The organism is Streptomyces sp. Y7 (assembly GCF_043195415.1).
Classification (GTDB): Bacteria; Actinomycetota; Actinomycetes; order Streptomycetales; family Streptomycetaceae; genus Streptomyces.
Genome location: NZ_JBIDDQ010000036.1, coordinates 19,192 through 40,922 on the forward strand (window position 1 = coordinate 19,192; position 21,731 = coordinate 40,922).

General features: G+C 70.6%; 25 protein-coding genes, 1 tRNA gene and 1 pseudogene. 18 read left to right on the forward strand and 9 right to left on the reverse strand.

Annotated features, from left to right (window positions below):
* The first annotated feature begins 10 nt into the window (after positions 1-10).
* The 3 genes from ACGFW6_RS41555 to ACGFW6_RS41565 all read left to right on the forward strand — a co-directional run bounded on the left by ACGFW6_RS41555 (position 11) and on the right by ACGFW6_RS41565 (position 3,297).
* A complete protein-coding gene (locus ACGFW6_RS41555) occupies positions 11-1,216 on the forward strand; it encodes a DNA polymerase III subunit delta' (protein WP_393521960.1) in 1,206 nt (401 codons plus the stop codon).
* Positions 1,217-1,578: 362 nt separating this feature from the next.
* The gene (locus ACGFW6_RS41560; RefSeq protein ID WP_393521962.1) at positions 1,579-3,114 is read left to right on the forward strand and encodes an alpha/beta hydrolase; all 1,536 of its coding nucleotides are present in this window, start codon (positions 1,579-1,581) and stop codon (positions 3,112-3,114) included.
* Positions 3,115-3,220: 106 nt separating this feature from the next.
* A tRNA-Thr gene (locus ACGFW6_RS41565) sits at positions 3,221-3,297 on the forward strand.
* Positions 3,298-3,386: 89 nt separating this feature from the next.
* Here the strand turns inward: ACGFW6_RS41565 and ACGFW6_RS41570 are convergent.
* Positions 3,387-3,632 carry a hypothetical protein gene (locus tag ACGFW6_RS41570; protein ID WP_393521964.1) on the reverse strand — a complete coding sequence of 82 codons (246 nt, stop codon included), beginning with the start codon at positions 3,630-3,632 and terminating at the stop codon, positions 3,387-3,389.
* Positions 3,633-3,639: 7 nt separating this feature from the next.
* On the reverse strand, positions 3,640-4,104 hold the full coding sequence (locus ACGFW6_RS41575; RefSeq protein WP_393521966.1) for a hypothetical protein: 465 nt from the start codon (positions 4,102-4,104) through the stop codon (positions 3,640-3,642).
* A 265-nt stretch (positions 4,105-4,369) separates the two neighbouring features.
* On the opposite strand from ACGFW6_RS41575, the pseudogene ACGFW6_RS41580 reads away from it, so the two are divergent.
* The 3 genes and pseudogenes from ACGFW6_RS41580 to ACGFW6_RS41590 all read left to right on the forward strand — a co-directional run bounded on the left by ACGFW6_RS41580 (position 4,370) and on the right by ACGFW6_RS41590 (position 7,697).
* A pseudogene (locus tag ACGFW6_RS41580) lies at positions 4,370-5,810 on the forward strand (Tat pathway signal sequence domain protein).
* A gap of 182 nt (positions 5,811-5,992) precedes the next feature.
* On the forward strand, positions 5,993-6,406 hold the full coding sequence (locus tag ACGFW6_RS41585; protein ID WP_393521968.1) for a DUF3052 domain-containing protein: 414 nt from the start codon (positions 5,993-5,995) through the stop codon (positions 6,404-6,406).
* A 397-nt stretch (positions 6,407-6,803) separates the two neighbouring features.
* The gene (locus tag ACGFW6_RS41590) at positions 6,804-7,697 is read left to right on the forward strand and encodes a glycosyltransferase family 2 protein (RefSeq protein ID WP_393521970.1); all 894 of its coding nucleotides are present in this window, start codon (positions 6,804-6,806) and stop codon (positions 7,695-7,697) included.
* A 349-nt stretch (positions 7,698-8,046) separates the two neighbouring features.
* Here the strand turns inward: ACGFW6_RS41590 and ACGFW6_RS41595 are convergent, their stop codons facing one another.
* Both ACGFW6_RS41595 and ACGFW6_RS41600 read right to left on the reverse strand, forming a co-directional pair.
* The gene (locus ACGFW6_RS41595) at positions 8,047-9,756 is read right to left on the reverse strand and encodes a bifunctional 3'-5' exonuclease/DNA polymerase (protein WP_393521972.1); all 1,710 of its coding nucleotides are present in this window, start codon (positions 9,754-9,756) and stop codon (positions 8,047-8,049) included.
* 325 nt (positions 9,757-10,081) lie between these two features.
* Positions 10,082-10,846, reverse strand: a complete 765-nt coding sequence (locus ACGFW6_RS41600) for a Clp protease N-terminal domain-containing protein (RefSeq protein WP_393521974.1) — start codon at positions 10,844-10,846, stop codon at positions 10,082-10,084.
* Between the two features lie 98 nt (positions 10,847-10,944).
* On the opposite strand from ACGFW6_RS41600, the gene ACGFW6_RS41605 reads away from it, so the two are divergent.
* Positions 10,945-12,060, forward strand: coding sequence for a DUF2786 domain-containing protein (locus ACGFW6_RS41605; protein ID WP_393521976.1), 1,116 nt, complete (start codon positions 10,945-10,947; stop codon positions 12,058-12,060).
* A 169-nt stretch (positions 12,061-12,229) separates the two neighbouring features.
* Here ACGFW6_RS41605 and ACGFW6_RS41610 read toward each other — a convergent pair whose 3' ends face one another.
* From ACGFW6_RS41610 to rpmB, 4 genes are all read right to left on the reverse strand, one after another.
* Entirely contained in the window at positions 12,230-12,751 is a 522-nt protein-coding gene (locus ACGFW6_RS41610) for a DUF4232 domain-containing protein (protein WP_393521978.1), read from the reverse strand.
* Between the two features lie 61 nt (positions 12,752-12,812).
* Entirely contained in the window at positions 12,813-13,292 is a 480-nt protein-coding gene (locus ACGFW6_RS41615) for a hypothetical protein (RefSeq protein ID WP_393522068.1), read from the reverse strand.
* A gap of 157 nt (positions 13,293-13,449) precedes the next feature.
* A complete protein-coding gene (rpsN, locus tag ACGFW6_RS41620; RefSeq protein WP_393521980.1) occupies positions 13,450-13,755 on the reverse strand; it encodes a 30S ribosomal protein S14 in 306 nt (101 codons plus the stop codon).
* Positions 13,755-13,991, reverse strand: a complete 237-nt coding sequence (gene rpmB, locus ACGFW6_RS41625) for a 50S ribosomal protein L28 (protein WP_393521982.1) — start codon at positions 13,989-13,991, stop codon at positions 13,755-13,757. Before rpmB ends, rpsN begins: the two co-directional genes overlap by 1 nt.
* A gap of 62 nt (positions 13,992-14,053) precedes the next feature.
* Here rpmB and rpmG point away from each other — a divergent pair, with 62 nt between their 5' ends.
* The 8 genes from rpmG to ACGFW6_RS41665 all read left to right on the forward strand — a co-directional run bounded on the left by rpmG (position 14,054) and on the right by ACGFW6_RS41665 (position 17,640).
* Positions 14,054-14,218: a 50S ribosomal protein L33 gene (gene rpmG / locus ACGFW6_RS41630; protein WP_007383717.1), complete on the forward strand. Its 165-nt coding sequence runs from the start codon at positions 14,054-14,056 to the stop codon at positions 14,216-14,218.
* 8 nt (positions 14,219-14,226) lie between these two features.
* Complete coding sequence (locus ACGFW6_RS41635; protein WP_393521984.1) at positions 14,227-14,475, forward strand: type B 50S ribosomal protein L31; 249 nt, start codon at positions 14,227-14,229, stop codon at positions 14,473-14,475.
* A 4-nt stretch (positions 14,476-14,479) separates the two neighbouring features.
* On the forward strand, positions 14,480-15,673 hold the full coding sequence (locus tag ACGFW6_RS41640) for a CobW family GTP-binding protein (RefSeq protein ID WP_393521986.1): 1,194 nt from the start codon (positions 14,480-14,482) through the stop codon (positions 15,671-15,673).
* Positions 15,674-15,676: 3 nt separating this feature from the next.
* A complete protein-coding gene (rpsR, locus tag ACGFW6_RS41645) occupies positions 15,677-15,907 on the forward strand; it encodes a 30S ribosomal protein S18 (RefSeq protein ID WP_393521988.1) in 231 nt (76 codons plus the stop codon).
* A gap of 87 nt (positions 15,908-15,994) precedes the next feature.
* Positions 15,995-16,366 (forward strand): VOC family protein, encoded by a 372-nt coding sequence (locus tag ACGFW6_RS41650; RefSeq protein ID WP_393521990.1) that lies wholly within the window; start codon positions 15,995-15,997, stop codon positions 16,364-16,366.
* 15 nt (positions 16,367-16,381) lie between these two features.
* Positions 16,382-16,735 carry an ArsR/SmtB family transcription factor gene (locus ACGFW6_RS41655; protein ID WP_393521992.1) on the forward strand — a complete coding sequence of 118 codons (354 nt, stop codon included), beginning with the start codon at positions 16,382-16,384 and terminating at the stop codon, positions 16,733-16,735.
* Positions 16,732-17,217, forward strand: coding sequence for an SRPBCC domain-containing protein (locus ACGFW6_RS41660; protein WP_393521994.1), 486 nt, complete (start codon positions 16,732-16,734; stop codon positions 17,215-17,217). Before ACGFW6_RS41655 ends, ACGFW6_RS41660 begins: the two co-directional genes overlap by 4 nt.
* Positions 17,218-17,385: 168 nt before the next feature.
* Entirely contained in the window at positions 17,386-17,640 is a 255-nt protein-coding gene (locus ACGFW6_RS41665) for a DUF397 domain-containing protein (RefSeq protein ID WP_393521996.1), read from the forward strand.
* An 84-nt stretch (positions 17,641-17,724) separates the two neighbouring features.
* Here the strand turns inward: ACGFW6_RS41665 and ACGFW6_RS41670 are convergent, their stop codons facing one another.
* The gene (locus ACGFW6_RS41670) at positions 17,725-18,249 is read right to left on the reverse strand and encodes an ATP-binding protein (RefSeq protein ID WP_393521998.1); all 525 of its coding nucleotides are present in this window, start codon (positions 18,247-18,249) and stop codon (positions 17,725-17,727) included.
* Positions 18,250-18,582: 333 nt separating this feature from the next.
* On the opposite strand from ACGFW6_RS41670, the gene ACGFW6_RS41675 reads away from it, so the two are divergent.
* The 3 genes from ACGFW6_RS41675 to ACGFW6_RS41685 all read left to right on the forward strand — a co-directional run bounded on the left by ACGFW6_RS41675 (position 18,583) and on the right by ACGFW6_RS41685 (position 21,703).
* Positions 18,583-19,407, forward strand: a complete 825-nt coding sequence (locus ACGFW6_RS41675) for a helix-turn-helix domain-containing protein (RefSeq protein WP_393522070.1) — start codon at positions 18,583-18,585, stop codon at positions 19,405-19,407.
* Positions 19,408-19,498: 91 nt separating this feature from the next.
* Positions 19,499-20,959, forward strand: a complete 1,461-nt coding sequence (locus ACGFW6_RS41680) for an aldehyde dehydrogenase family protein (RefSeq protein WP_393522000.1) — start codon at positions 19,499-19,501, stop codon at positions 20,957-20,959.
* A 102-nt stretch (positions 20,960-21,061) separates the two neighbouring features.
* Positions 21,062-21,703, forward strand: coding sequence for a PadR family transcriptional regulator (locus ACGFW6_RS41685; RefSeq protein ID WP_393522002.1), 642 nt, complete (start codon positions 21,062-21,064; stop codon positions 21,701-21,703).
* Positions 21,704-21,731 lie beyond the last annotated feature (28 nt).

The window sequence follows — 21,731 nt, forward strand, 5'->3', positions numbered from 1 at the left end:
GGCGTGACCCATGACCGTATGGGACGACCTGGTCGGCCAGGAGCGGGTGAGCGAGCAGCTGAGCGCTGCCGCCAGGGACGCCGACGCCCTGGTCACCGCCGCCGCCACCGGCGCACCCCCACCCGAGGCGTCCAGAATGACGCACGCCTGGCTGTTCACGGGCCCGCCGGGAGCCGGCCGGAACCAGACGGCACGGGCCTTCGCCGCCGCGTTGCAGTGCGTCAGCCCCGACCGCGCGCTCGGCGGCGCCCCCGGCTGCGGCTTCTGCGACGGCTGCCACACGGCACTGGTGGGCACGCACGCCGACGTCACCACCGTCGCCGCCGTCGGCACCCAGATCCTCGCCGACGACATGCGGGACACCGTCCGCAAGTCGTTCACCTCGCCGGCGACCGGCCGCTGGCAGATCATCCTGGTCGAAGACGCCGAGCGGCTGAACGAGAAGTCGGCCAACGCCGTCCTGAAGGCCGTGGAGGAGCCCGCCCCCCGCACTGTCTGGCTGCTCTGCGCCCCCTCCCTCGAGGACGTCCTGCCCACCATCCGCTCCCGCTGCCGTCACCTGAACCTGAGCACGCCCTCGGTCGACGCCGTCGCCGACATGCTCGTACGCCGGGAGGGCATCGAGCCCGCCGTCGCCGCCGCGGCGGCCCGCGCCACCCAGGGCCACGTCGACCGGGCCCGCCGCCTGGCCACCGACCCGGCGGCCCGCGAACGCCGTGCCTCCGTACTCAAGCTGCCGCTCCGCCTCGGCGAGGTCGGCGCCTGCCTCAAGGCCGCCCAGGAACTCGTCGACGCCGCCGCCGAGGACGCCAAGCAGCTCGCCGAGGAGATAGACGTCAAGGAGACCGAGGAGCTGAAGGCGGCGCTCGGCGCGGCCCAGGGCGGCAGGATGCCGCGTGGCACGGCGGGCGTGATGAAGGACCTGCAGGACAAGCAGAAGCGGCGCCGTACCCGCACCCAGCGCGACAGCCTCGACCTCGCCCTGACCGACCTCACCGCCTTCTACCGTGACGTCCTCGCCCTCCAGCTCGGCTCCCGCATCGCCCTCGCCAACACCGATGCCGAGGACGCTCTGGAGCGCCTCGCACGCGACAGCTCCCCGGAGTCCACGCTCCGCCGCATCGAGGCGATCGCCGCGTGCCGTGACGCCCTGGATGCCAACGTGGCGCCGCTGCTGGCGGTGGAGGCGATGACGATGGCGCTGAGAGCGGGCTGAACGGACTGAGCGCACGGTGGCCGACAGCCGACAGCCGACAGCCGCAGCCGCAGCCGACGGCCGACGGCCGACAGACGCAGCCGACGGCCGACAGCCGTAGCCGACAGCCCACAGCCGCAGCCATACAGCCCTCAGCCGTACAGCCCCCGGTCCGCATGTCCGACGACAGCACCCGCACAGTGATCAACAGAAGGTTGACCGTGTAACACGTACGAGCCGTGATGCGCACGGAGAGCATTCAATGCACTGCACACAGTTACGCTCGCGGAATGCACACCAGGCGCAGCTCCGCAGTCAGTTCAGCCCCGGACCCGAGCGGCCCGGCCCCGCGCAACCGCCCCCGAAACCGGCGTCGGGCGGGCATGCTCGGCGCCCTCCTCGGAGTCGCCGCGCTGCTCGCCTCCGCCTGCACCTCCGGCGGGTCGACACACCAGGGGAGCGCCGCGGCCGAGGCCGGACTGGCCGCGCTGCCGAAGTCGACGCCGACCGCGCTCACGTCGTACTACACGCAGAAGCTGACCTGGCGCAGCTGCGGAGTGCCCGGCTTCCAGTGCACCACCCTGCGGGCGCCGCTCGACTACGCGAAGCCGCAGGCCGGGGACACCAGGCTCGCCGTGGCCCGCAAGAAGGCGACGGGGCCGGGCAAGCCCCTGGGGTCGCTGCTGGTGAACCCGGGCGGGCCGGGCGGCTCGGCGATCGGCTACCTCCAGCAGTACGCGGGGATCGGCTACCCGACCGACGTACGCGCCCGCTACGACATGGTCGCGGTCGACCCGCGCGGAGTCGCCCGCAGCGAGCCCGTGGAGTGCCTCAACGGGCGTCAGATGGACGCGTACACGCAGACGGACTTCACCCCCGACGACGCGAAGGAGACGGGCGAGCTCGTCGAGGCGTACAAGAAGTTCGCCGAGGGCTGCGGGTCGGACGCGCCGGGGCTCCTGCGGCACGTGTCCACCGCCGAGGGGGCCCGGGACATGGACGTCCTGCGCTCGGTGCTGGGGGACGAGAAGCTGACGTACGTGGGGGCGTCGTACGGCACGTTCCTCGGGGCGACGTACGCCGGGCTCTTCCCGGACCGGGTGGGCCGGCTGGTCCTGGACGGCGCGATGGACCCGTCGCTGCCCGCGCGCCGGATGAACCTCGAACAGACGGCGGGGTTCGAGACGGCGTTCCGGGCGTTCGCGAAGGACTGCGTGCGGCATCGGGAATGCCCGCTGGGTACGAGGGCGAGCGAGGTCGGCCGCAACCTCAAGGCGTTCTTCGACAAGCTCGACGCCCGACCCATCCCGGCCGGCGACGCGGACGGCCGGGAACTGGGCGAATCCCTCGCCACGACCGGCGTGATCGCGGCGATGTACGACGAGGGAGCCTGGGAGGCGCTGCGTGACGCACTGACCTCGGCGATGCGGGAGAACGACGGGGCGGGTCTACTGGCCCTGTCCGACAGCTACTACGAGCGCGACGGCGCCGGCCGCTACACGAACCTGATGTTCGCCAACGCGGCCGTGAACTGCGTGGACCTCCCGCCGGCCTTCTCCACCGCCGACGAGGTCCACAGGGCCCTCCCCGCGTTCGAGAAGGCGTCCCCGGTCTTCGGCGAGGGCCTGGCCTGGGCCACCCTGAACTGCGCGTACTGGCCGGTGGCGGCCACCGGGGAACCGCACCGCATCGAGGCGAAGGGCGCGGCCCCGATCGTCGTGGTCGGCACCACCCGCGACCCCGCGACCCCGTACCGCTGGGCCCAGGCCCTCTCCCGCCAGCTCTCCTCGTCCCGCCTCCTCACCTACGACGGAGACGGCCACACGGCATACGGGCGCGGCAGTAGCTGCGTCGACGACACGATCAACGCATACCTCCTCCGCGGGACCCCGCCGACCGAGGGAAAGCGCTGCTCATAGCCTTGATCGCGATCGCTGAAGGGTCTAGTGGAGGGCTGGTACGGAGCACCTCGGAAACTGTGTAGACTTACCGACGTTGCCGATCGCACCATAGTGCGGACGGCGCGCCGCCTTAGCTCAGATGGCCAGAGCAACGCACTCGTAATGCGTAGGTCTCGGGTTCGAATCCCGAAGGCGGCTCCATCAAACCCCAGGTCAGAGTGACTCCGACCTGGGGTTTCTGTGTAGGCCGTCCTGTGTGGTCGGTGGGGCTGACCTGCCCGCCCGGGCGACTACATGCGTCCGGGCTTCTTAGTGGCCGTTCTCTTCATCCAGGTCCGGCAGCCCCACTGGGCGAGCGCGCCCACAGTGAGGGAGACGAGGATGGCTCCCCAGTCGATGACGTGGGGCAGGCCGGGGAAGAACGCGAAGACGGCGAGTGTGGCGAAGAGGCCCGCCAGGAACGCGGCGATGCCGGCCCGACGCCGCTGCGCATCCTGTGCCTGGTCGGACTCCCGGCCTTGTTGCTGCGCGACCATGAACGACTCATTTCGTGATGTGGTGGCACTGACTCACGCGCCGCACTCCGTTGACATGGAGATGGGCGCACGCCTTGCCATAACGAGGCAGCGTCTGGGGAGAGTTGTTCCGCATCGGGTCGATCTTGCATTCGCTGTGTGTCTTCCCGCGCGATGTGCGATAGGTGCGGTTGTTCGTGTCGGCGTAGCTGAAGTCGATGCGCCAGTTGCAGAAACCGCTACTGAGCGCCCCGACGAACGCGCAGTCGACGCCCGCGTTCTGGTATGTGATCTTCCTGCCGTTTCCGCGAACGACGTGCGTGAACATGCAGCCGGTCGGCACTTTCATGGTTACGCCGCCCACGCTGTACTCGAACGTGCGCACTGGAGTCGAGCCGATGGCTCCGGCGTGCGCGATCGTCGGAGCGGTGAATGTGAGGGCTCCTGCGATGGTCAGAGTCGTGGCGAGGCGCGTGAGGTGCTGCCCGAGCAAGGCCGTCCCTTTCTGTGATCTCCTGATGAACACCCTGGACAACTGGGCCTTACATAGGACAGTTGCAGTTTTTCGATCTATTCACTGCTGAGAGTGATCATGAAGAGGGCGGGGTGACGAGGATCGCGCTCGGGGCGGTGTGGCACCCTGCGTACTGAGTGGTCAACTACGTTCAGCGCCGCTCCCGTTGACCCACCCCACCGGGGCCAGCAGAATGGCTCCCCACTCGTTGAGAGCGCTCTCAAGCCGTGCCAGAGGGAGACCCATGAACGGTATGTCCGGTAGATCTGAGCCGACGATCAGCCGTCGCATGCTCATCGGGGCCGGGATCGGGGCTGCGGTGTTCGCCGCGGCTGGGGCGGGCGCGGCGAATGCGGCCTCATCCGGAGCCGTCTCCATGGCCGGCCAGGGCTCCTCGCCGGCTTCGGCCTCCATGGCTCTCTCCCCGCAGCGCCGCGCAGTCGCCTTCCTCGGCGCCGCTGCCGACGGCTACCCCGAGCACGGTCCCGTTCGGCTTGCCCAGAGTTATGCCGATCAGGCCGGGCTGTTCAGTACCGCCTTCACTTACGACAACGCGCTGGCGATCCTCGCGCTGCTCGGTGTCCGTTCCGGTGCCGGGCGGGAGAGGGCAGTTTCGCTCGGGGACGCGCTGTTGTACGCACAGGCCCATGATCCGGTGCATGACGACGGTCGGCTTCGGCAGGGATACAACGTCGGGCCGTACACGTTCTACGACGGCTCGCTGCAGCCGGACGGGTTCGTGCGGGCGGACGGGACCGCGAACGTGGGGACGCAGTTCGGGTTCACGGGTACGGCTGTGGGGGACATGGCCTGGGCCGGGATCGCGCTGAGTGCGCTGGCGCGGCGGACGGGGGAGCGGCGGTTCCTGCGCGGTGCCGTGCGGATCGGGGAGTGGATCGAGCGGAACGGGCGTACCGACGAACCGCTCGGCGGGTACAAGTTCGGGGTCGACGGCGGGAACCAGAAGCTGCCCTTCACCTCCACCGAGCACAACACCGACCTCGTCTGTCTCTTCGGGCGTCTCGCCCGCCTCACCGGCGACCGGGTGTGGTGGGAACGCCGAATCCGTGCCCGGGAGTTCGTGCTGAAGATGTGGGAGGCGGACGGCGGGTTCTTCTACACCGGGACCAATGACGGGGTGACGATCAATACCTCGCCGATCCCCGAGGACACCCAGACCTGGACCCACCTCGCCCTCGACTCCCGTGTCCACGCACGGTCGTTGGACTGGGCCGCGCGCGAGCTCGCCGTCCTCGATCACGCCGAACGGCGCAACAGCACCGTGCCGGCGGGGCAGTCGTACGAGGGCGTCACCTTCAGTTCCGCCAGTCTCGTCGCGAACGAGGACGTGCCGATCGCCGACTCCCAGCCCAAACCGAACCGCAACGGGGTGTGGTTCGAAGGGACCGCCCACCGCGCTCGCCCTGCGCGAGCGGCACGGACGGGGCGACGAGGGCCGTGCTCGGCGGCTGATCGACTCCGTCGAGCGGGCGCAGGATCTGCTCGGAGGCGCTCAGACCGTCGGCGGGCGGGCGCTGCCCGAGCGGGCGGGCGTCGTGTCCGCCAGCAGCCCGCTCGACACCGGGTTCGGGTTCGGCTACTACCCGTACCGGCACGTCGGAGCCACCGCCTGGTACCTGATGGCGGCCACGCGCTTCAACCCGCTGGAGCTCGGCAGCAGCTGAAATGGACGCGGTGCCGGAGAGAGGCCGAGCTCGGTGCGGTGCGCGAAGCCGTCGGTCCAGTGCGCGCTCGTGCCGGCGTCCCCCTCTCCGACCTGCGTGTCGTCCGGAAAACGGACAAGTCGGGTGCCCACGGGTGAAGATGGCATCCCGACGGTGACACAGAGAGAGGCGGTGGGGTCCGTATGGGTGTGTCCGACCCCGGCTCCGGTACCCCGCTCGCCAAGAAGATCGGCGTCAAGCAGGGCCACCATGTCCGGCTCCGGCATGCGCCCGCCCGCTGGGAGATCCCCGGGCTGCCGGAGGGCTGCGCGGTCGGGGAGGGAGGTCCGCGCGGCGCGGACGTCGCCCTCGCCTTCTACCGGTCGTACGGCGAACTCGTCGCCGAAGCGCCCGCGCTGGTCGGTGATCTCGCCGACCGCGCCATGCTGTGGATCGCCTGGCCCCGGCGCGCGTCCGGTCACATCAGTGACATCACCGAGAACGCCCTGCGCGACCTGTTCCTCCCCCTCGGCGTGGTCGACGTGAAGGTGGCGGCGCTGGGGGAGGACTGGTCGGGCCTGAAGTTCGTACGGCGCCTGGAGAACCGCGGACGGTAGGGGCGGAGGCGGAGGCAGGCGGAGGCGGGCTCATCGCTGCCACGGACAGGCTGATCGCTGCCACGGACAGGCTGATCGCTGCCATGGAGTGGCCGATCGCCGCCCGCCCTCGTTCGCAGGCAGGCTCATCGCCACCCGCACTCGCCCACAGACGGGCTGCTCGCTGCCCCACAGGCAGGCTGACCGCCGCCCGCCCCCGCCCAAAGGCAGGCTGAACGCCGCCCACACGCACGCTGCTCGCCGCCCTGCCCCCGAGGCAGCCGTGCAGCGCATCCGGCCCGTCGGCACCTGGTTCGTTGACTACTACCCTTCAAATCGGCGAACTTGAAAAGTCCTTACCGTTAACCACTAGCATCGCGCCGGTGATCGATGACGGAACGAAGCGAGGGGGCGGGGCATGTCGGAGCTGAGGATGGCCGTCGCCGTGGTGACCATGGGTAACCGGCCCGCTGAGGTCGACGCGCTGCTGGAATCCGTGGCCAAGCAGGATCTCGCCCCCGATCGGATCGTCGTCGTGGGCAACGGCTGCCCGCTGCCCGAGTTTGCGGAACGGCTCGGCCTGCCCGGTGAGTTCACGCCGATCGAGCTGGACGAGAACCTCGGCTGCCCGGGTGGCCGCAACGCGGCGCTGGAGCGGGTGCGGGCGTTCGGGGACGTCGACGTCGTGGTCGAGCTGGACGACGACGGGCTCCTCGTCGATGCCGATGTGCTGCGTCGCGTACGGGATCTGTACGCCGCCGACGACCGGCTCGGCATCGTCGGCTTCCGCATCGCCGACGAGCACGGGGAGACCCAGCAGCGGCATGTGCCCAGGATCGGCAAGTCGGATCCGCTCAGGGGCGGTTACGTCACCGGCTTCCTCGGCGGCGGCCACGCGCTGCGTACCGCGATGCTGGACCGGACGGGCAACTGGCCCGCGGAGTTCTTCTTCGCCCATGAGGAGACCGACCTGGCCTGGCGAGCCGTCGACGCGGGCTGGCGCATCCTCTACGCCCCCGAACTCCTGCTCCAGCACCCGAAGACGTCGCCCGCCCGGCACGCCATCTACTACCGGGTCAACGCCCGCAACCGCGTCTGGCTGACCCGGCGCCGGCTGCCGATGCCGCTCATCCCGGTCCACTTGGGCATCTGGGTGCTGCTCACCCTCGCCCGCACCCGCTCGATCGGCGGTCTGCGTGCCTGGTTCGGCGGCTTCCTGGAAGGTCTGCGGGAGTCGGCCGGCGAGCGGCGGCCCATGCGCTGGCGCACGGTGTGGCAGTTGAGCCGACTCGGGCGACCGCCCGTCATCTGACCCGGGGACGGCGCACACACGTCAACGTCCGGGGAGACAAGGGGAGCGGGCGGGACGCGGGTCCCGGTCGTTCACCTCTGCCGACCAGGACCCACTGCGTCCCCGGATCCGGCCACGGCGGCGACGCTCCCCCGAGCTGCGCGTCATACGCGCGCGCCGTCGGGCCGGATCCGATGTAGTGATCAGATTAAGCCATGCCGACAGATCGCAGACGTCTCATCAGTTGTGTTCCACGACACCCAACTGTCACCTCAGGCAACCAGGTGAGACATGCACCGGGCGGGTCAGGGGGCGCCGTCAACGGCAGGTACGAGCTCTGTGCCTCAGGCGCCGGGGGCGGCAATTCCGGTCATCTGGCGTCCGCGTAGCACTCCACCACCGCCGTGGTGAACGGGAACCGCACCGGCGTCTGTCCGAACGTCAGCCGTCCCGCCAGTTCCGCCGCCTCCCGGATCGCCGTCGCCACCGTCTCGGCCTCCTCCCGCGGACAGTGCACGATGACCTCGTCGTGCTGGAAGAAGACCAGTTCCGCCGCCATCCCCGCGCAGGACTGCCGTAGCGCGGCGAGCAGCAGGAGTGTCCAGTCGGCGGCGCTGCCCTGCACGACGAAGTTGCGGGCGAAGCGGCCCCGCGCGCGGGCGTTGGTGGAGGCGTAGCCGTAGGCCCGTCCCCACTCCTGCGGTCCGGAGCCGTCGGCCGGTTCGTCGGGGGAGTCCGGGATCGGGATGCCGGCCTCCTCGTCGGCGTCGGTGCCCGCGCCGACCGCCGGCGGGCAGGTCCGCCCCAGCCAGGTGCGTACGAGACGCCCCTCCTCGCCGGCCCGTGCCGCGTCGTCGACGTAGGCCACCGCCTTGGGGAAACGGCGTCTGAGGGCGGCGAGGTTCTTGAGGCCGTCGCCGGAGGTCTGACCGTAGACGGCGCCCAGCACGGCGAGTTTGGCCTGGGCACGGTCTCCGGAGAAGGCGCGGTCGGACACCGACTGGTACAGGTCGCTCTCGCGGCCCGCCACCTCCATCAGCCCGGGGTCCCGGGAGATCGCGGCGAGCACGCGCGGCTCCATCTGGTCGGCGTCGGCCACCACCAGCCGCCAGCCCGGGTCCGCGACCACCGCGCGCCGGATGACCTTGGGGATCTGCAACCCGCCCCCGCCGTTGGTCACCCACCGCCCGGTCACCGTGCCGCCCGCGAGGAACTCCGGCCGGAACCGTCCGTCCCGCACCCAGTCCTGGAGCCAGGACCAGCCGTGGGCCACCCAGATCCGGTACAGCTTCTTGTACTCGATCAGGGGCTTCACGGCCGGATGGTCGACGGACTCGATCTCCCAGCGCCGCGTCGATCTGACCTTGATCCCGGCCTGGGCGAACGCCTTGATCACGTCGGCCGGCAGATCGGGCCGCACCCTGCGCCCGAACGCGGCCGACACCTCGTCCGCCAACTCGGCCAGCCGGCGCGGCTCTCCGCCGCCCGCATAGCGCTCGCCCAGCATTTCGTGCAGCAGCGCGCGGTGCACGTCCGCGCTCCACGGCAGCCCCGACCGGTTCATCTCGGCGGCCACGAGCATCCCCGCCGACTCGGCCGCCGTCAGCAGCCGCATCCGATCGGGGTGCGCGGTCCTGTCGTGCCGCCGCTGCTGTTCGGCGTAGACCTCTACGAGGTCGGTGAGCGGCACATGGACCGCCTGGGGCTCGAACAACGGGGACTGCGAGCCGGGTTCGGCCGCGCGCTGGGGCGGGTCGGGCGGCACGGGGCCGCCGCGCAGCCGGGCGAGTGCGGCGGCGGCCGATCTCGGTTCGCCGTACCGCCCCTCGTGGCCGAGGAGGAGGGTCTCGGCGTCCTCGATGTCGTAGCACCGCTCCACTCGCACCCCCGCGGCGAGCAGCCTCGGGTAGACCTCGGAGGTGGACCGCCACACCCATCGCGCGACCTCCGGCCGCCGGCGTACGGCCTCGGCCAGGTCCGGCTCCCGTCGCACCGGCCCGGCGGGCAGCCCGTCGGAACCGAGGGGGGCGACCTCCACGCCTGCGTCCTCGGCCGGGGCGAGTGCCCACCGGTCGGCCATGCTGCGAGTGTGGCACCCGGGTCTGACATCGGCCTCGGACCGGCGACCGGGGCACCGGCCGAGCACCGCCGGCGCCCACGGCGGGACGAGCCCCGACGACTGTCGCGCGTGCTCGGTGCGCGGCTGTCCTTGCCGGCTCAGACGGCCGTCGTGCGTGCTCGGTGCGCGGTTGTCGTTCCCGGCCCGACGACTGTCGCGCGTGCTCGCAGCGCGGCTGCCCCTCCCGGCCTCCACGACCGTCGCGCGTGCGCGGCGCACGGCTGTCACTCCCGGCCCGACGACCACCGGCCTCCTCTCAGCCGGCCCCCTCTCAGCCGGCCTCCCCTCAGCCGGCCTCCCCCTCCTCCCGAGCCTGCTTGGTCGTCTCCTCGCCGCTCTTGAGGAACTGCGCCAGCATGTCGACGATGTACTGCTCCACCTCCTGCTTGCCGATGCCGAGGCCGGACAGGACGCCGGTGCCGTTCTCGAACTCCAGCAGGGCCAGCAGGATGTGCTCGGTGCCGATGTAGTTGTGGCCGAGGCGCAGGGCCTCGCGGAAGGTGAGCTCCAGGACCTTCTTGGCGTCGGAGCCGTAGGGGATGAGCTCGGGGACCTCGTCGGCGGCGGGCGGCAGCGCGGCGGCGGCGGCCTGGCGCACGGAGTCCAGGAGGACGCCCCTCGCCGTGATCGCCCGCGCGGCGATGCCGTCCGGCTCGGCGAGCAGGCCGAGGACCAGGTGCTCGGGACGGCCCTCGGGGTTGCGGGCCGCGACCGCCTCGTTGTGGGCGGCCATCACCACGTTGCGGGCTCGGGGCGTGTAGCGCCCGAAGCCCTGCTGGGGGTCCAGGTCGGTCCCCTCCTTCGGCACGAACCGCTTCTGCGCCGCCTGCCGGGTGACGCCCATGCTCTTGCCGATGTCGGTCCAGGACGCGCCCGATCGCCGGGCCTGGTCCACGAAGTGGCCGATCAGGTGGTCGGCCACCTCACCGAGGTGATCCGCCGCGATCACCGCGTCCTGGAGCTGGTCGAGCGGCTCGGGGTGGACCTTCTTGATGGCCGCGATGAGTTCGTCGAGACGTACGGATGACGTGATCGATGGGTTCGTCGACATGTGTCAACCGTAGGTTGACAGTCCAGGGGTGTCAACCCGAGGTTGACATCGATCTTCGCCGCGCCCCACGCGGCCCGCGGCGGACTTACGATCCCTGGGTGAGCAAGCCCAGCACCGTCGACCGCGCCTTCGAGTCGGCCCTCTACGACACCGAGCACACCACGCTCGACACCGGAGCCTCCCTCCTCGCGGCCGACCCCGGGGCGGACGCCGAACTCGCCCGGCGCGGACAGGAGTTCGTGGCGGCGGCCTGGCGGCGCGGCTGGCAGCCGGCGGATCTCGTACGGCTCGTCCGGCGCGATCTGGAAGACGTGCACATACGACTGCTCGCCGCGCTGATCCGCGCGCAGGTCCCGAACGACCGCCGTCGCGGCCCCCGCTGGCAGGCGCAGCTCGACGACCTGCCCACCGAAGCCCCGCCCCGCACCGATCGCTTCTCGCACGCGACCACCGTCCTGGAGCTGTACCGCCTCCTGCTGCGGCTGCCGGCGCTGGAGCCGCTGGACGAGGCGGCCGATCCGGTCGGCGGGGCCGCCCGCCCCGAGTCCCGGATGCTCACCCGGATCCGCGCGCTGCTGGCGAAGGCGGAGGCGACCGGGTTCCCGGAGGAGGCGGAGGCGCTGAGTTCCAAGGCGCAGGAGCTGATGGCCCGGCACAGCATCGACGAGGCCCTGCTGGAGTCCCGTGCCCCGGACGGGAAGAACGCGCCCGGCGCCTGCCGGATCGGGGTGGAGCCGCCGTACGAGCAGGCCAAGGCCGTGCTGCTGGACGCGGTGGCGACGGCCAATCACTGCCGTGCGGTGTGGAACGAGCCCTTCGCCTTCTCCACCGTCGTCGGCTTCGAGGCCGATCTCGAGGTGGCCGAACTCCTCTACACCTCGCTCCTGGTGCAGGCGCAGACCGCGATGACGAGGGCCGAGGCGGCCCAGCGCGCGGGCGGCCGTAAGCGGACCAAGACCTTCCGGCAGTCGTTCCTGGCGGCCTACGCCCACCGCATCGGCACCCGGCTGACCGAGGCGGCGCGCATGCCGGTGACCGAGGACCTGCTTCCGGTGCTCGCCTCGCGCGAGGTCGCGGTCACCGCCCACCTGGACCGCATGTTCCCCTCGACGACCACGACCCGCCTGCGCGGCGTCAGCGACGAGGCGGGCTGGGTCGAGGGCGCGGAGGCGGCCGACCGCGCCAGGATGACCCCGCGCCGACCACTCCGCTGAAGCGCCGCAAGTCCGTCAGTCGCCGGAAGCGGAAGACCGGGCCAGGACGCCTTCTCGCCGACCGCTCCGCTGAACGGCCCGCCGGCCCCATGTTCGTCAGTCGCCGGAAGCGGCCGACCGGGCCCGGATGAGCCCTCGCCGACCGCTCCGCCGAACTGCCGGGACTACGTCAGTCGCCGGTCCGCTGGAACCCGCTCACCGAAGCGTCCGGTGTCTTCCCGTCGGGCTTCAGCGCGACGACGCCGTACGACCACTTGAAGCTGTGCGCCTCGGCGGACCCGGGCAGCGTCACCTTCGCCTTTTGCGCGGCGAGGCCCTTGCCCCCCTTCTCGCCCATCACGTAGGTGAGCGTGAAGGACGTGGAGGCGCCCTTGGTGAGGGTCGTCTTCCCGCCCGCGGCGGCCTGGTCGGGCGCGACGGCCGTGGTGGTGCCGCCCGCTTCGAACGCGAAGACCGGCAGTCCGTCCAGGGTGCACTTGCCGCCGCCGCGGTTGGTGACGGTGACCGGCACGTTGCCGGTGTCCCCGGCGGCGGGGGCGGCGTTGCCGGGCCCGAACTCCACGGCCAGCTTGTCGACGCAGAGGGAGTCGGCCTTGCTGTCCTGGGCGTCGTCCCCGCCCCCGCCGCTGTCGCAGGCGGTCAGGACGAGGGCCGCGGCGAGGGCGGCGACGGTGAGGGAGGTGGCGCGCATGGAGTCCTTCAGGGAGTCATGGAGTCACATCGGTGATCGCGGGCTGTCACCGAATCAAACCTCACGATCCCAGATCCGCCGTGGGCAGGCCCGTCGGCAGCGTGCCGCCCTCGGCCTTGGTGTACGTCTCCGCGCCCAGGCCGCCCTCCCAGGTCACCTTCAGCGAGGTCTTGCCGAGGGACTCGACCATTCCGGTGGCCCGGTCCTTGCTGCCGTCGGTGCACTTCAGCCGGATCATCCGCATCCCGTCCTCCTCACCGGCGGTCCCGCTGCACACGGTCCCGCCGGTCGCGAAGAGGCCGGCCTGCTTGCCGGTGACGACGAGTGCGACGGCCTTGCCGTCGGTCGTGGCGAGCCAACTGCCCTCCAGCTCACCGGAGGCGGAGGAGTCACCCGTACCGCCACCCGTTCCGCCGCCGGTGTCGGCGCTCGCGCTCGCGGAGCCGCTGGGAGCCGCGTCGCCGTCGGAGTCGCCGTCACTGCTGCACGCGGTCAGCGCGAGCGAGCCCGCCAGCGTCGCGGCCACGGCCACGACCCGCATCCGCCGGCCCGACATCGTGCGCGTGCGCGAGAAAGTCGCCGAGGTCACTGGACACTCCAAGCTGTAGCGGTCGGCATACGCCGATCCGGCCGACATGGCCGAAACGTCCGCAGCAAGTTACCAGGGAGTCCGGCCCGGGCCCCAGCATCCGTACGGCCTACCAGGACGCCTTGCGCACCCCCGGCAGATAACCGGCGTGCGCCTGCTGCCGCAGGTTCACCCGGGACAGTCCGAAGGTGCGGAGGTAGCCGCGCGGACGCCCGTCCACCTGGTCGCGGTTGCGTACGCGCGTGGCGCTGGCGTCCCGCGGCTGGCGCTCCAGCTCACGCCGGGCGGCGAGCCGTTCGGCGTCCGTGGACGAGGGCCGGCGGATGATCTCCTTCAGTTCGGCCCGCCGCTCGGCGTACCGCGCGACGACCTCCTGACGCCGGCGGTTCTTCGCGATCTTGCTCGTCCTGGCCATCAGACCTTCACCCCCCGGGCGCGGATCCGTGCGACGGCCGCCTCCACGCCGATGGCGTCGACCGTCCTGATGCCCTTGGTGCTCAGCCGCAGTCGCACATGCCGGCCCTCGCCGGGCAGCCAGTAGCGCTTGGTCTGGATGTTGGGGTCGAAGCGGCGTGAGGTCCGCCGATGGGAGTGGGAAATCGTGTTGCCGAAGCCGGGCCGTGCGCCGGTCAGCATGCAGTGCGCGGACATGAGTGACGAACCTCTCCTCGCTCGTTACTGGTAATGGGATTCGTTTTCAGTAAGATAGCAGCATGGCACGCAACGAACTCCGTCCGGTCGTCAGGCTCCGGTCCACGGCCGGCACCGGCTTCACCTATGTGACCCGCAAGAACCGCCGCAACGACCCCGACCGCATGACCCTGCGCAAGTACGACCCGGTCGCGGGCCGGCACGTCGACTTCCGAGAGGAGCGCTGAGGCACGCCATGCGCAACGCGATCCACCCGGCCTACGGTCCCGTCGTCTTCCGGGACCGCGCCGCGAACCACGCCTTCCTCACCCGCTCGACCATGACCAGCGAGAAGACGGTCGAGTGGGAGGACGGCAACACCTACCCCGTGGTCGACGTCGAGATCTCGAACGTCAGCCACCCCTTCTACACGGGCACCGCCCGCGTCCTGGACACCGCCGGCCGCGTCGAGCGCTTCGAGCGCCGGTACGGGAAGCAGGGCTGACGCGGTGACCGAGCTCTCCGTCGTGATCGTCGGCGGGCTGCACGCCGACGCCCGCAAGGCGGCCGTCGAGCGGCTGCTCGCCGACGTCCCCGGCAGCGTCGTCCTCCATCACGACCTCGCCACCGCGGCCGCCGGCACCGTCGTACGGACCGTCCGCGACGCCACCGGACTCCTGAGCGCCGGTGAGGCGCCCCTCGTCAACGACTGCGCCTGCTGCGCCCTGCGCGAGGACCTGGTGCCGGAGCTGCTGAGGATCCGGGAAGCGGGCGGGACGCGGATGGCCGTCGTCGAACTGTGGGACTCGGTCGAGCCGAAGGCCATGGCCGAGGTGGTCACGGCGGGAGGGCTCACGGTCACCGGGGTGATCACCGCCGTCGACCCGGCGCTGGTGCTGCCGTATCTGGGCAACGGCGACGACCTGGCCGACCGCGGCCTGGCCGCCGCGGCGACCGATCAGCGCACCGTCGCCGACACCTTCGCCCGCCAGCTGGAGTACGCCCCCGTCCTCGCCGTCGCCGAGTCCGAGGACGCCGACGACGAGGACCGCGAACTGCTCGCCCAGCTCCACCCGACGGCCCGCCGGGTCCCGATCGGCCACGGTGACCCGGCGGGCGCACCCGCCGACGACCTGACGGTGCCGGTCCCGCGCCGCCGTCGGCTCACGCCTCTCGCCCGGGCCGCGCTGGCCGGGTTCGACGTCGAGTCGGCCGCGGCCGCCCAGCACCCGGCGTGCGCCCTGCTCCCGGCCGAGGCGGACGCGCACGGCGTGGCCACCCTGGTCTGGCACCGCCGCCGTCCCTTCCACCCGGAGCGGCTCTACGAGGCGCTGGAGGACATCACCTGCGCGGCGGCCCGCAGCAGGGGCCGGTTCTGGCTCGCCGACAAGCCCGATGTGCTGCTGCACTGGGACGCGGCGGGCGGCGCCCTGTGCGTGGAGAGCGCGGGTCCCTGGCTCGCCTCGCTCCCCGACGCGGCCTGGGACATGGTCCCGCCGGTGCGCCGCGCGGCCGCCGCGCTGGACTGGCACGCCGAGCACGGTGACTGCTGCCAGCACCTGGTCTTCACCTCGCCCGGTCTGGACCGCGACGGCCTCGCACGGCTGCTGGAGTCCTGCCTGCTCACCGATGCCGAGTACGCCGCGGGCCGGGACGCCTGGAAGCGGCTCCCGCCCGCCTTCGACACCCTCCTGGAGGTCTGACCCATGCCCCGCAAGCCCGACCGCAAGCCCGGCAGGAAGCCGAACCCGCTGGACCAGGCCGGCATCACCCACATCGACTACAAGGACACCGACCTGCTGCGCCGGTTCATCTCCGACCGCGGCAAGATCCGCAGCCGCCGGGTCACCCGCGTCACCGTCCAGCAGCAACGCCGACTGGCGACGGCCATCAAGAACGCACGGGAGATGGCGCTGCTGCCGTACTCGTCCCGGTAGCCGTCTCCCGCGGTTCCCTCGGGACTTTATAGGTAGGAGATTCCCTACGTTTGACGCGTAGGGAATCTCCTACCTATTGTCGTTCCCATGAACATCACTCACGCCTCGTTCGTCACGCTCCCCGTCGCCGACCAGGACCGCGCCCTGCGCTTCTACACGGAGGTCCTCGGCTTCGAGGTCACCGCCGACCTGGACATGCCGCAGGGAAGGTGGCTCCAGGTCGCGCCCAAGGGCGCGCAGACCGTCTTCACGCTCTCCGGTCCGGGGATGGGCGGTTTCGAGCCCGGCACGACCCGGGGGATCATGTTGGTCACGACCGACGTCGACGCGGACTGCGCGAGGCTCGCGCAGGCGGGAGTCTCCGTACAGGGACCGGACGAACTGCCCTGGGGGCGGATGGCCGGGTTCCAGGACCCCGACGGCAACGGCCTGATGCTGCTGACGGAGGCCGCTCAGTAACCAGAAGGGCAGGGCATGACCGCGACCGGGGCCCGGGAGGCCGCAGAGGACCGCGTCTTCGCCGCGCTCGCCAACGGCACGCGCCGCGAGGTGCTGCGGCTGCTGCGCGACGGTGGGCCCCAGTCGGTCCAGGCCCTGGCCGACCACTTCGACATGCGCCGGCCCAGCCTCTCGGAGCATCTGAAGGTGCTCCGGGACGCCGGCCTCGTCTCCGAGCAGCGCTCCGGCCGGCAGCGCATCTACCGCCTGGAGGCGGCACCGCTCGCCGAGGTGCAGGACTGGCTCCATCCGTACGAGCGGTTCTGGCGCGACCGTATGAAGGGCCTCGGCGAACTGCTCGACCGTATGCCCGACGATGAGCCGGCATGAGCACCGAACCGGATCCCCACCTCGGCCCCGAGCCCGACGACGACCTCACCGTCGTCCGCGTGGACCAGTACTTCCCGCACCCGCCCGCCAAGGTCTGGCGCGCCCTGACCGAACCCGACCTGCTCGTGCAGTGGCAGATGCGCGGCGTCGAGGACTTCCGGCTGGAGGTCGGGCACCGGTACACCATGACCTCCGTCCCGCGGCCCAACACCAACTTCTCCGGGACCATCGAGGTGGAGGTTCTGGCGTACCGGGCCGAGCGGATGCTGAGCCTCCGCTGGAGTGACCCTTCTCCGGTCAACTCCGCCAATTGGACGGTTACTTGGAGTTTGGAACAAGAAGGGCGCGGAACGCGTCTCTTCCTAGTGCACGAGGGATTCGATCCGGACGACCCGGCTCAACTCATGGCCAGGAAGATCATGGGCGGCGGCTGGCGCACGCATGTGATGCGATCCCTGGGGCATGCGCTGGAACGCATGTGAGCCCGCGTACGTCACAGGAGTAACCACAGGAACACCCCGCGTGCACGTGCATCTGCTCATGCAGTTGCACGTGAACAGAGCTATGATCCGGAAGCAGTTGACTTCCGCACCACTGCACCACCTCTTGCCTCAATGGCCTCGAGCCACCGCACCACCGGGGAGCGACCTGTGGACCACGACGTGTACAACGACGTGTACAACGGCATGGCGGCCACGGAGCTGGACGGGGTCGCCTGGCAGAAGAGCCGGCACAGCAACTCGCAGGGTTCCTGCGTGGAGTTCGCGCGGCTGCCCGGCGGTGATGTGGCGGTGCGCAACTCGCGCTTCCCCGACGGCCCGGCGCTCGTCTACACCCGCGCCGAGATCGAGGCCATGCTCCTCGGCGTCAAGGACGGCGAGTTCGACCACCTGGTCGTGGGCTGACCCAACTGGGTGCACAACCCAGGGCAATCGACGCGTTCCGCTCTGTAACGCGCGTAGAACCGCGGCGCCGTCGAGCGCCGCGGTTCATGAGTCCGCCGAGCCGCCCGCTGCGGCCTGGCCGGGTTGGAGCCGGAACAGCGCCCACACCACCTTCCCGCTGAGCGTCCCCGCCAGCGGCTGCCAACCCCAGCTGTCGCTGAAGGAGTCGACGAGGAAGAGTCCGCGCCCGGACTCCGCGGAGAAGTCGTCGGAGTCGCGCGCCACCGGGCTGTCGTGGCTGGGGTCGCGCACCGCGCACACCAGCCGCTCGGTCCACCGCATCAGATGCAGCCGCACCGGCGGCGTCTGCTCCGGCAGCCGTTGCGCCCCCGCGGGCAGCGCGTGCCGCAGGGCGTTGGTCACCAGTTCCGAGACCACGAGGCAGACGTCGTCGAAGCGGTAGCCCAGTTCCCACTGGTCCATCGTGCGGCGGGTGAACTTGCGTGCCTCACGGACCGCTTCGTAGCGGGCGGGCAGTGCGCAGGAGGCGGCGTTGGAGACGGCTGCGGGGTCCAGTGGCGGAAGGCCCTGCCGTAACGGCTCGAGCATGGTCGATCCATTCGTCCCCATGCGAGGCACTCCCGGGAGTTCGCGGTCGTTGCGATGCAGCGGTTGCGCGGGACCATGGTTTCGGATGCGCAGAGCAGATGCAAGGGCAGATGCACGTGCACGTGACCGAATTGGACGCTCCCGTACCGCTTGTTAGCCATTTTTTCCGCCAACTTCGCTTCCTCTCCTTGCGTTCCGCTGTCTCCTTCCTGGGTGAAATCCTTGTCTTCTTTCCGTCTCTGTAATCGGACGAGTACTGCTCGAAGTGATTTAGTGGCAGACTGCGGGCCCTGAAGACGGTTGGGGAGGCTGGCGAACGTGAGCGCGGGAGAGCCCGGATCGGTGGTGCGGCGCATGCTGCTCGGCTCGCAACTGAGGCGACTGCGGGAGGCGCGCGGGATCACCCGCGAAGCGGCGGGGTACTCGATCCGTGCGTCCGAGTCGAAGATCAGCCGCATGGAGTTGGGTCGGGTGAGCTTCAAGACACGGGACGTCGAGGACCTGCTGACGCTGTACGGCATCACGGACGAGCAGGAGCGGGCCTCGCTGCTCTCCCTGGCCCGCGAGGCCAACGTGGCCGGCTGGTGGCACAGTTACTCGGACGTCCTGCCCAGCTGGTTCCCCACATACGTCGGCCTGGAGGGCGCCGCAAGTCTCATTCGCGCCTACGAGGTGCAGTTCGTGCACGGCCTGCTCCAGACCGAGGCGTACGCCCGCGCGGTCGTCAGGCGCGGCATGAAGGGCGCCAGCGCGGCCGACGTCGAGAAGCGCGTGGCGCTGCGCCTGGAGCGGCAGAAGTACCTCCTGGCCGAGAACGCCCCCGAGTTCCACATCGTCCTCGACGAGGCCGCCCTGCGCCGCCCCTACGGCGACCGCGAGGTGATGCGCGGCCAGCTCCAGCACCTCATCGAGATCTCCCAGCGGCCCAACGTACGGCTGCAGATCATGCCGTTCAGCCTCGGCGGGCACTCCGGCGAGTCCGGCGCCTTCACGATCCTCAGCTTCCCCGAGTCCGACCTGTCGGACGTCGTCTACCTGGAGCAGCTCACCTCCGCGCTGTACCTCGACAAGCACGAGGACGTCGCCCAGTACGAGACGGCGCTCAAGGAGCTCCAGCAGGACAGTCCGGGTCCGGACGAGAGCCGGGATCTTCTTCGGGGTCTCCTTCAACTCTCTTGAATCACAAGTACGATGACGTGTGATCAGACCGTGAAGACGAGCGCGATGGCGGCCGTGCCGATCGCGGGTCTGCTAGGGATTGAGGGATCACATGTCGTCCTACTTCACCGACCTGGCTCAGCAGTACATCGACGGTGAGTGGCGCCCGGGCACCGGCTCCTGGGACATCATCGACTTCAATCCGTACGACGGTGAGAAGCTCGCGTCGATCACCATAGCCACGGTCGACGAGGTGGACGACGCCTACCGGGCTGCCGCCCGCGCCCAGAAGCAGTGGGGCGCCACCAATCCCTATGCCCGCCGTGCCGTCTTCGAGAAGGCGCTGCGCCTGATAGAGGACCGGGAGCAGGAGATCGCCGAGGCGATCATCGCCGAGCTCGGCGGCACCCGGTTGAAGGCGGCGTTCGAACTCCACCTGGCCAAGGAGTTCCTGCGCGAGGCGGTCCATCTCGCGCTGCGCCCCGAGGGCAAGATCATCCCCTCTCCGGTGGACGGCAAGGAGAACCGCGTCTACCGCGTGCCGGTCGGCGTCGTGGGCGTGATCAGCCCCTTCAACTTCCCCTTCCTCCTCTCCCTGAAGTCGGTCGCCCCGGCGCTCGCGCTCGGCAACGGCGTGGTGCTCAAGCCGCACCAGAACACCCCGATCTGCGGTGGTTCCCTGGTCGCGAAGATCTTCGAGGACGCCGGGCTCCCGGGCGGTCTGCTGAACGTCGTCATCACGGACATCGCCGAGATCGGCGACGCCTTCATCGAGCACCCGGTCCCGAAGGTCATCTCCTTCACCGGCTCCGACAAGGTCGGCCGCCACGTCGCCACCGTCTGCGCCTCGCACTTCAAGCGCTCGGTCCTCGAACTCGGCGGCAACAGCGCGATCGTGGTCCTCGACGACGCCGACGTCGACTACGCCGTCGACGCGGCCGTCTTCAGCCGCTACGTCCACCAGGGCCAGGTCTGCATGGCCGCGAACCGCGTCCTCGTGGACCGCTCGGTCGCCGACGAGTTCACCGAGAAGTTCGTCGCCAAGGTGAAGTCGCTCAAGGCCGGCGACCCGCGCGACCCCGAGACCGTCATCGGCCCGGTCATCAACTCCTCCCAGGCGGACGCCATTTCGGGCGCCGTCGAGCAGGCGATCGCCGAGGGTGCGACGGCGCTGGTGCACGGCACGACCACCGACAACCTCGTCCGGCCGTCGGTCCTGACCGACCTGCCGGCCGACTCGCCCCTGCTGAAGCAGGAGGTCTTCGGACCGGTCGCCTTCCTCCTCACCTTCGACGGCGAGGAGGAGGCCGTACGCCTGGTCAACGACACCCCGTACGGCCTGAGCGGTGCCGTCCACACCGGCGACATCGAGCGCGGTGTGGCCTTCGCCAAGCAGATCGACACGGGCATGTTCCACGTGAACGACGGCACCGTGCACGACGAGCCGATCGTCCCCTTCGGCGGCGAGAAGCACTCCGGTCTCGGCCGGCTGAACGGCGAGACGATGCTGGACGCGTTCACCACGACGAAGTGGATCTCCGTGCAGCACGGACGCAGCGGCTTCCCGTTCTGAGCGCCGAAGCCCCGGCCCCGAGGCGCACCCGTTCCGTGCCGGACGGTGCGCCTCCCGGGGCTGACCTCGGCTCCAGCCCGTCACGGTCCTAATCTGGAGCGCATGTCAGCGATCCGTCTTCTCGTGCTCGGCGCGGTCCGCCAGCACGGGCGTGCCCACGGCTACCAGGTCCGCAACGACCTGGAGTACTGGGGCGCGCACGAGTGGTCCAACGCCAAGCCGGGCTCGATCTACCACGCCCTGAAGCAGATGGCGAAGCAGGGGCTGCTGGTGGCCCACGAGGTCGCGCCGTCCACGGCCGGCGGGCCGCCGCGCACGGAGTACGAGATCACCGAGAAGGGCACCGAGGAATACCTCGGGCTGGTGCGGCAATACCTCACGGCCTACGACCAGCGGCCCGACGTCCTCACGGCCGCGCTCGGCTTCATGGTCGACCTGGACCGTCAGGAGGCCCTCGCCCTCCTTGAGGAGCGGGTGCGCAGCATCGAGGAGTGGCGCAAGGCCGTCACCGAGTACTACACGCCCGAGGAGGGCCCCGGGCAGCTGGGCCATATCGGCGAGATCATGAACTTCTGGGTCCACTCCGCCGACACCGGCGCCGAGTGGACCCGTGGCCTCATCGAACGCATCAGGGGCGGCGCCTACATCTTCGCCGGAGAGGGCGACCCGTTCGTCGGGATCCTCGCCGACGACCAGGAGAACCCGTACGCGACGGGGGAGCGGCATCCGAAGGACGACCGCTAATCAAGTTTGACTAACCGGATTCGGGGCA

Excerpts from the sequence above, each read along its gene's own strand:
- ACGFW6_RS41655 (WP_393521992.1), top strand. The coding sequence starts at position 16,382 with ATGACCGCGACCGGGGCCCGGGAGGCCGCAGAGGACCGCGTCTTCGCC.
- ACGFW6_RS41570 (WP_393521964.1), bottom strand. The coding sequence starts at position 3,632 with ATGGTCGCGCAGCAACAAGGCCGGGAGTCCGACCAGGCACAGGATGCG.
- ACGFW6_RS41635 (WP_393521984.1), top strand. The coding sequence starts at position 14,227 with ATGCGCAACGCGATCCACCCGGCCTACGGTCCCGTCGTCTTCCGGGAC.
- rpmB (WP_393521982.1), bottom strand. The coding sequence starts at position 13,991 with ATGTCCGCGCACTGCATGCTGACCGGCGCACGGCCCGGCTTCGGCAAC.
- ACGFW6_RS41610 (WP_393521978.1), bottom strand. The coding sequence starts at position 12,751 with ATGCGCGCCACCTCCCTCACCGTCGCCGCCCTCGCCGCGGCCCTCGTC.
- ACGFW6_RS41590 (WP_393521970.1), top strand. The coding sequence starts at position 6,804 with ATGTCGGAGCTGAGGATGGCCGTCGCCGTGGTGACCATGGGTAACCGG.
- rpmG (WP_007383717.1), top strand. The coding sequence starts at position 14,054 with ATGGCACGCAACGAACTCCGTCCGGTCGTCAGGCTCCGGTCCACGGCC.
- ACGFW6_RS41560 (WP_393521962.1), top strand. The coding sequence starts at position 1,579 with ATGCTCGGCGCCCTCCTCGGAGTCGCCGCGCTGCTCGCCTCCGCCTGC.
- ACGFW6_RS41675 (WP_393522070.1), top strand. The coding sequence starts at position 18,583 with ATGCTGCTCGGCTCGCAACTGAGGCGACTGCGGGAGGCGCGCGGGATC.
- ACGFW6_RS41660 (WP_393521994.1), top strand. The coding sequence starts at position 16,732 with ATGAGCACCGAACCGGATCCCCACCTCGGCCCCGAGCCCGACGACGAC.
- ACGFW6_RS41680 (WP_393522000.1), top strand. The coding sequence starts at position 19,499 with ATGTCGTCCTACTTCACCGACCTGGCTCAGCAGTACATCGACGGTGAG.
- ACGFW6_RS41670 (WP_393521998.1), bottom strand. The coding sequence starts at position 18,249 with ATGGGGACGAATGGATCGACCATGCTCGAGCCGTTACGGCAGGGCCTT.
- ACGFW6_RS41600 (WP_393521974.1), bottom strand. The coding sequence starts at position 10,846 with ATGTCGACGAACCCATCGATCACGTCATCCGTACGTCTCGACGAACTC.
- ACGFW6_RS41595 (WP_393521972.1), bottom strand. The coding sequence starts at position 9,756 with ATGGCCGACCGGTGGGCACTCGCCCCGGCCGAGGACGCAGGCGTGGAG.
- rpsR (WP_393521988.1), top strand. The coding sequence starts at position 15,677 with ATGCCCCGCAAGCCCGACCGCAAGCCCGGCAGGAAGCCGAACCCGCTG.
- ACGFW6_RS41555 (WP_393521960.1), top strand. The coding sequence starts at position 11 with ATGACCGTATGGGACGACCTGGTCGGCCAGGAGCGGGTGAGCGAGCAG.
- ACGFW6_RS41615 (WP_393522068.1), bottom strand. The coding sequence starts at position 13,292 with ATGCGGGTCGTGGCCGTGGCCGCGACGCTGGCGGGCTCGCTCGCGCTG.
- ACGFW6_RS41650 (WP_393521990.1), top strand. The coding sequence starts at position 15,995 with ATGAACATCACTCACGCCTCGTTCGTCACGCTCCCCGTCGCCGACCAG.
- ACGFW6_RS41585 (WP_393521968.1), top strand. The coding sequence starts at position 5,993 with ATGGGTGTGTCCGACCCCGGCTCCGGTACCCCGCTCGCCAAGAAGATC.
- ACGFW6_RS41685 (WP_393522002.1), top strand. The coding sequence starts at position 21,062 with ATGTCAGCGATCCGTCTTCTCGTGCTCGGCGCGGTCCGCCAGCACGGG.
- rpsN (WP_393521980.1), bottom strand. The coding sequence starts at position 13,755 with ATGGCCAGGACGAGCAAGATCGCGAAGAACCGCCGGCGTCAGGAGGTC.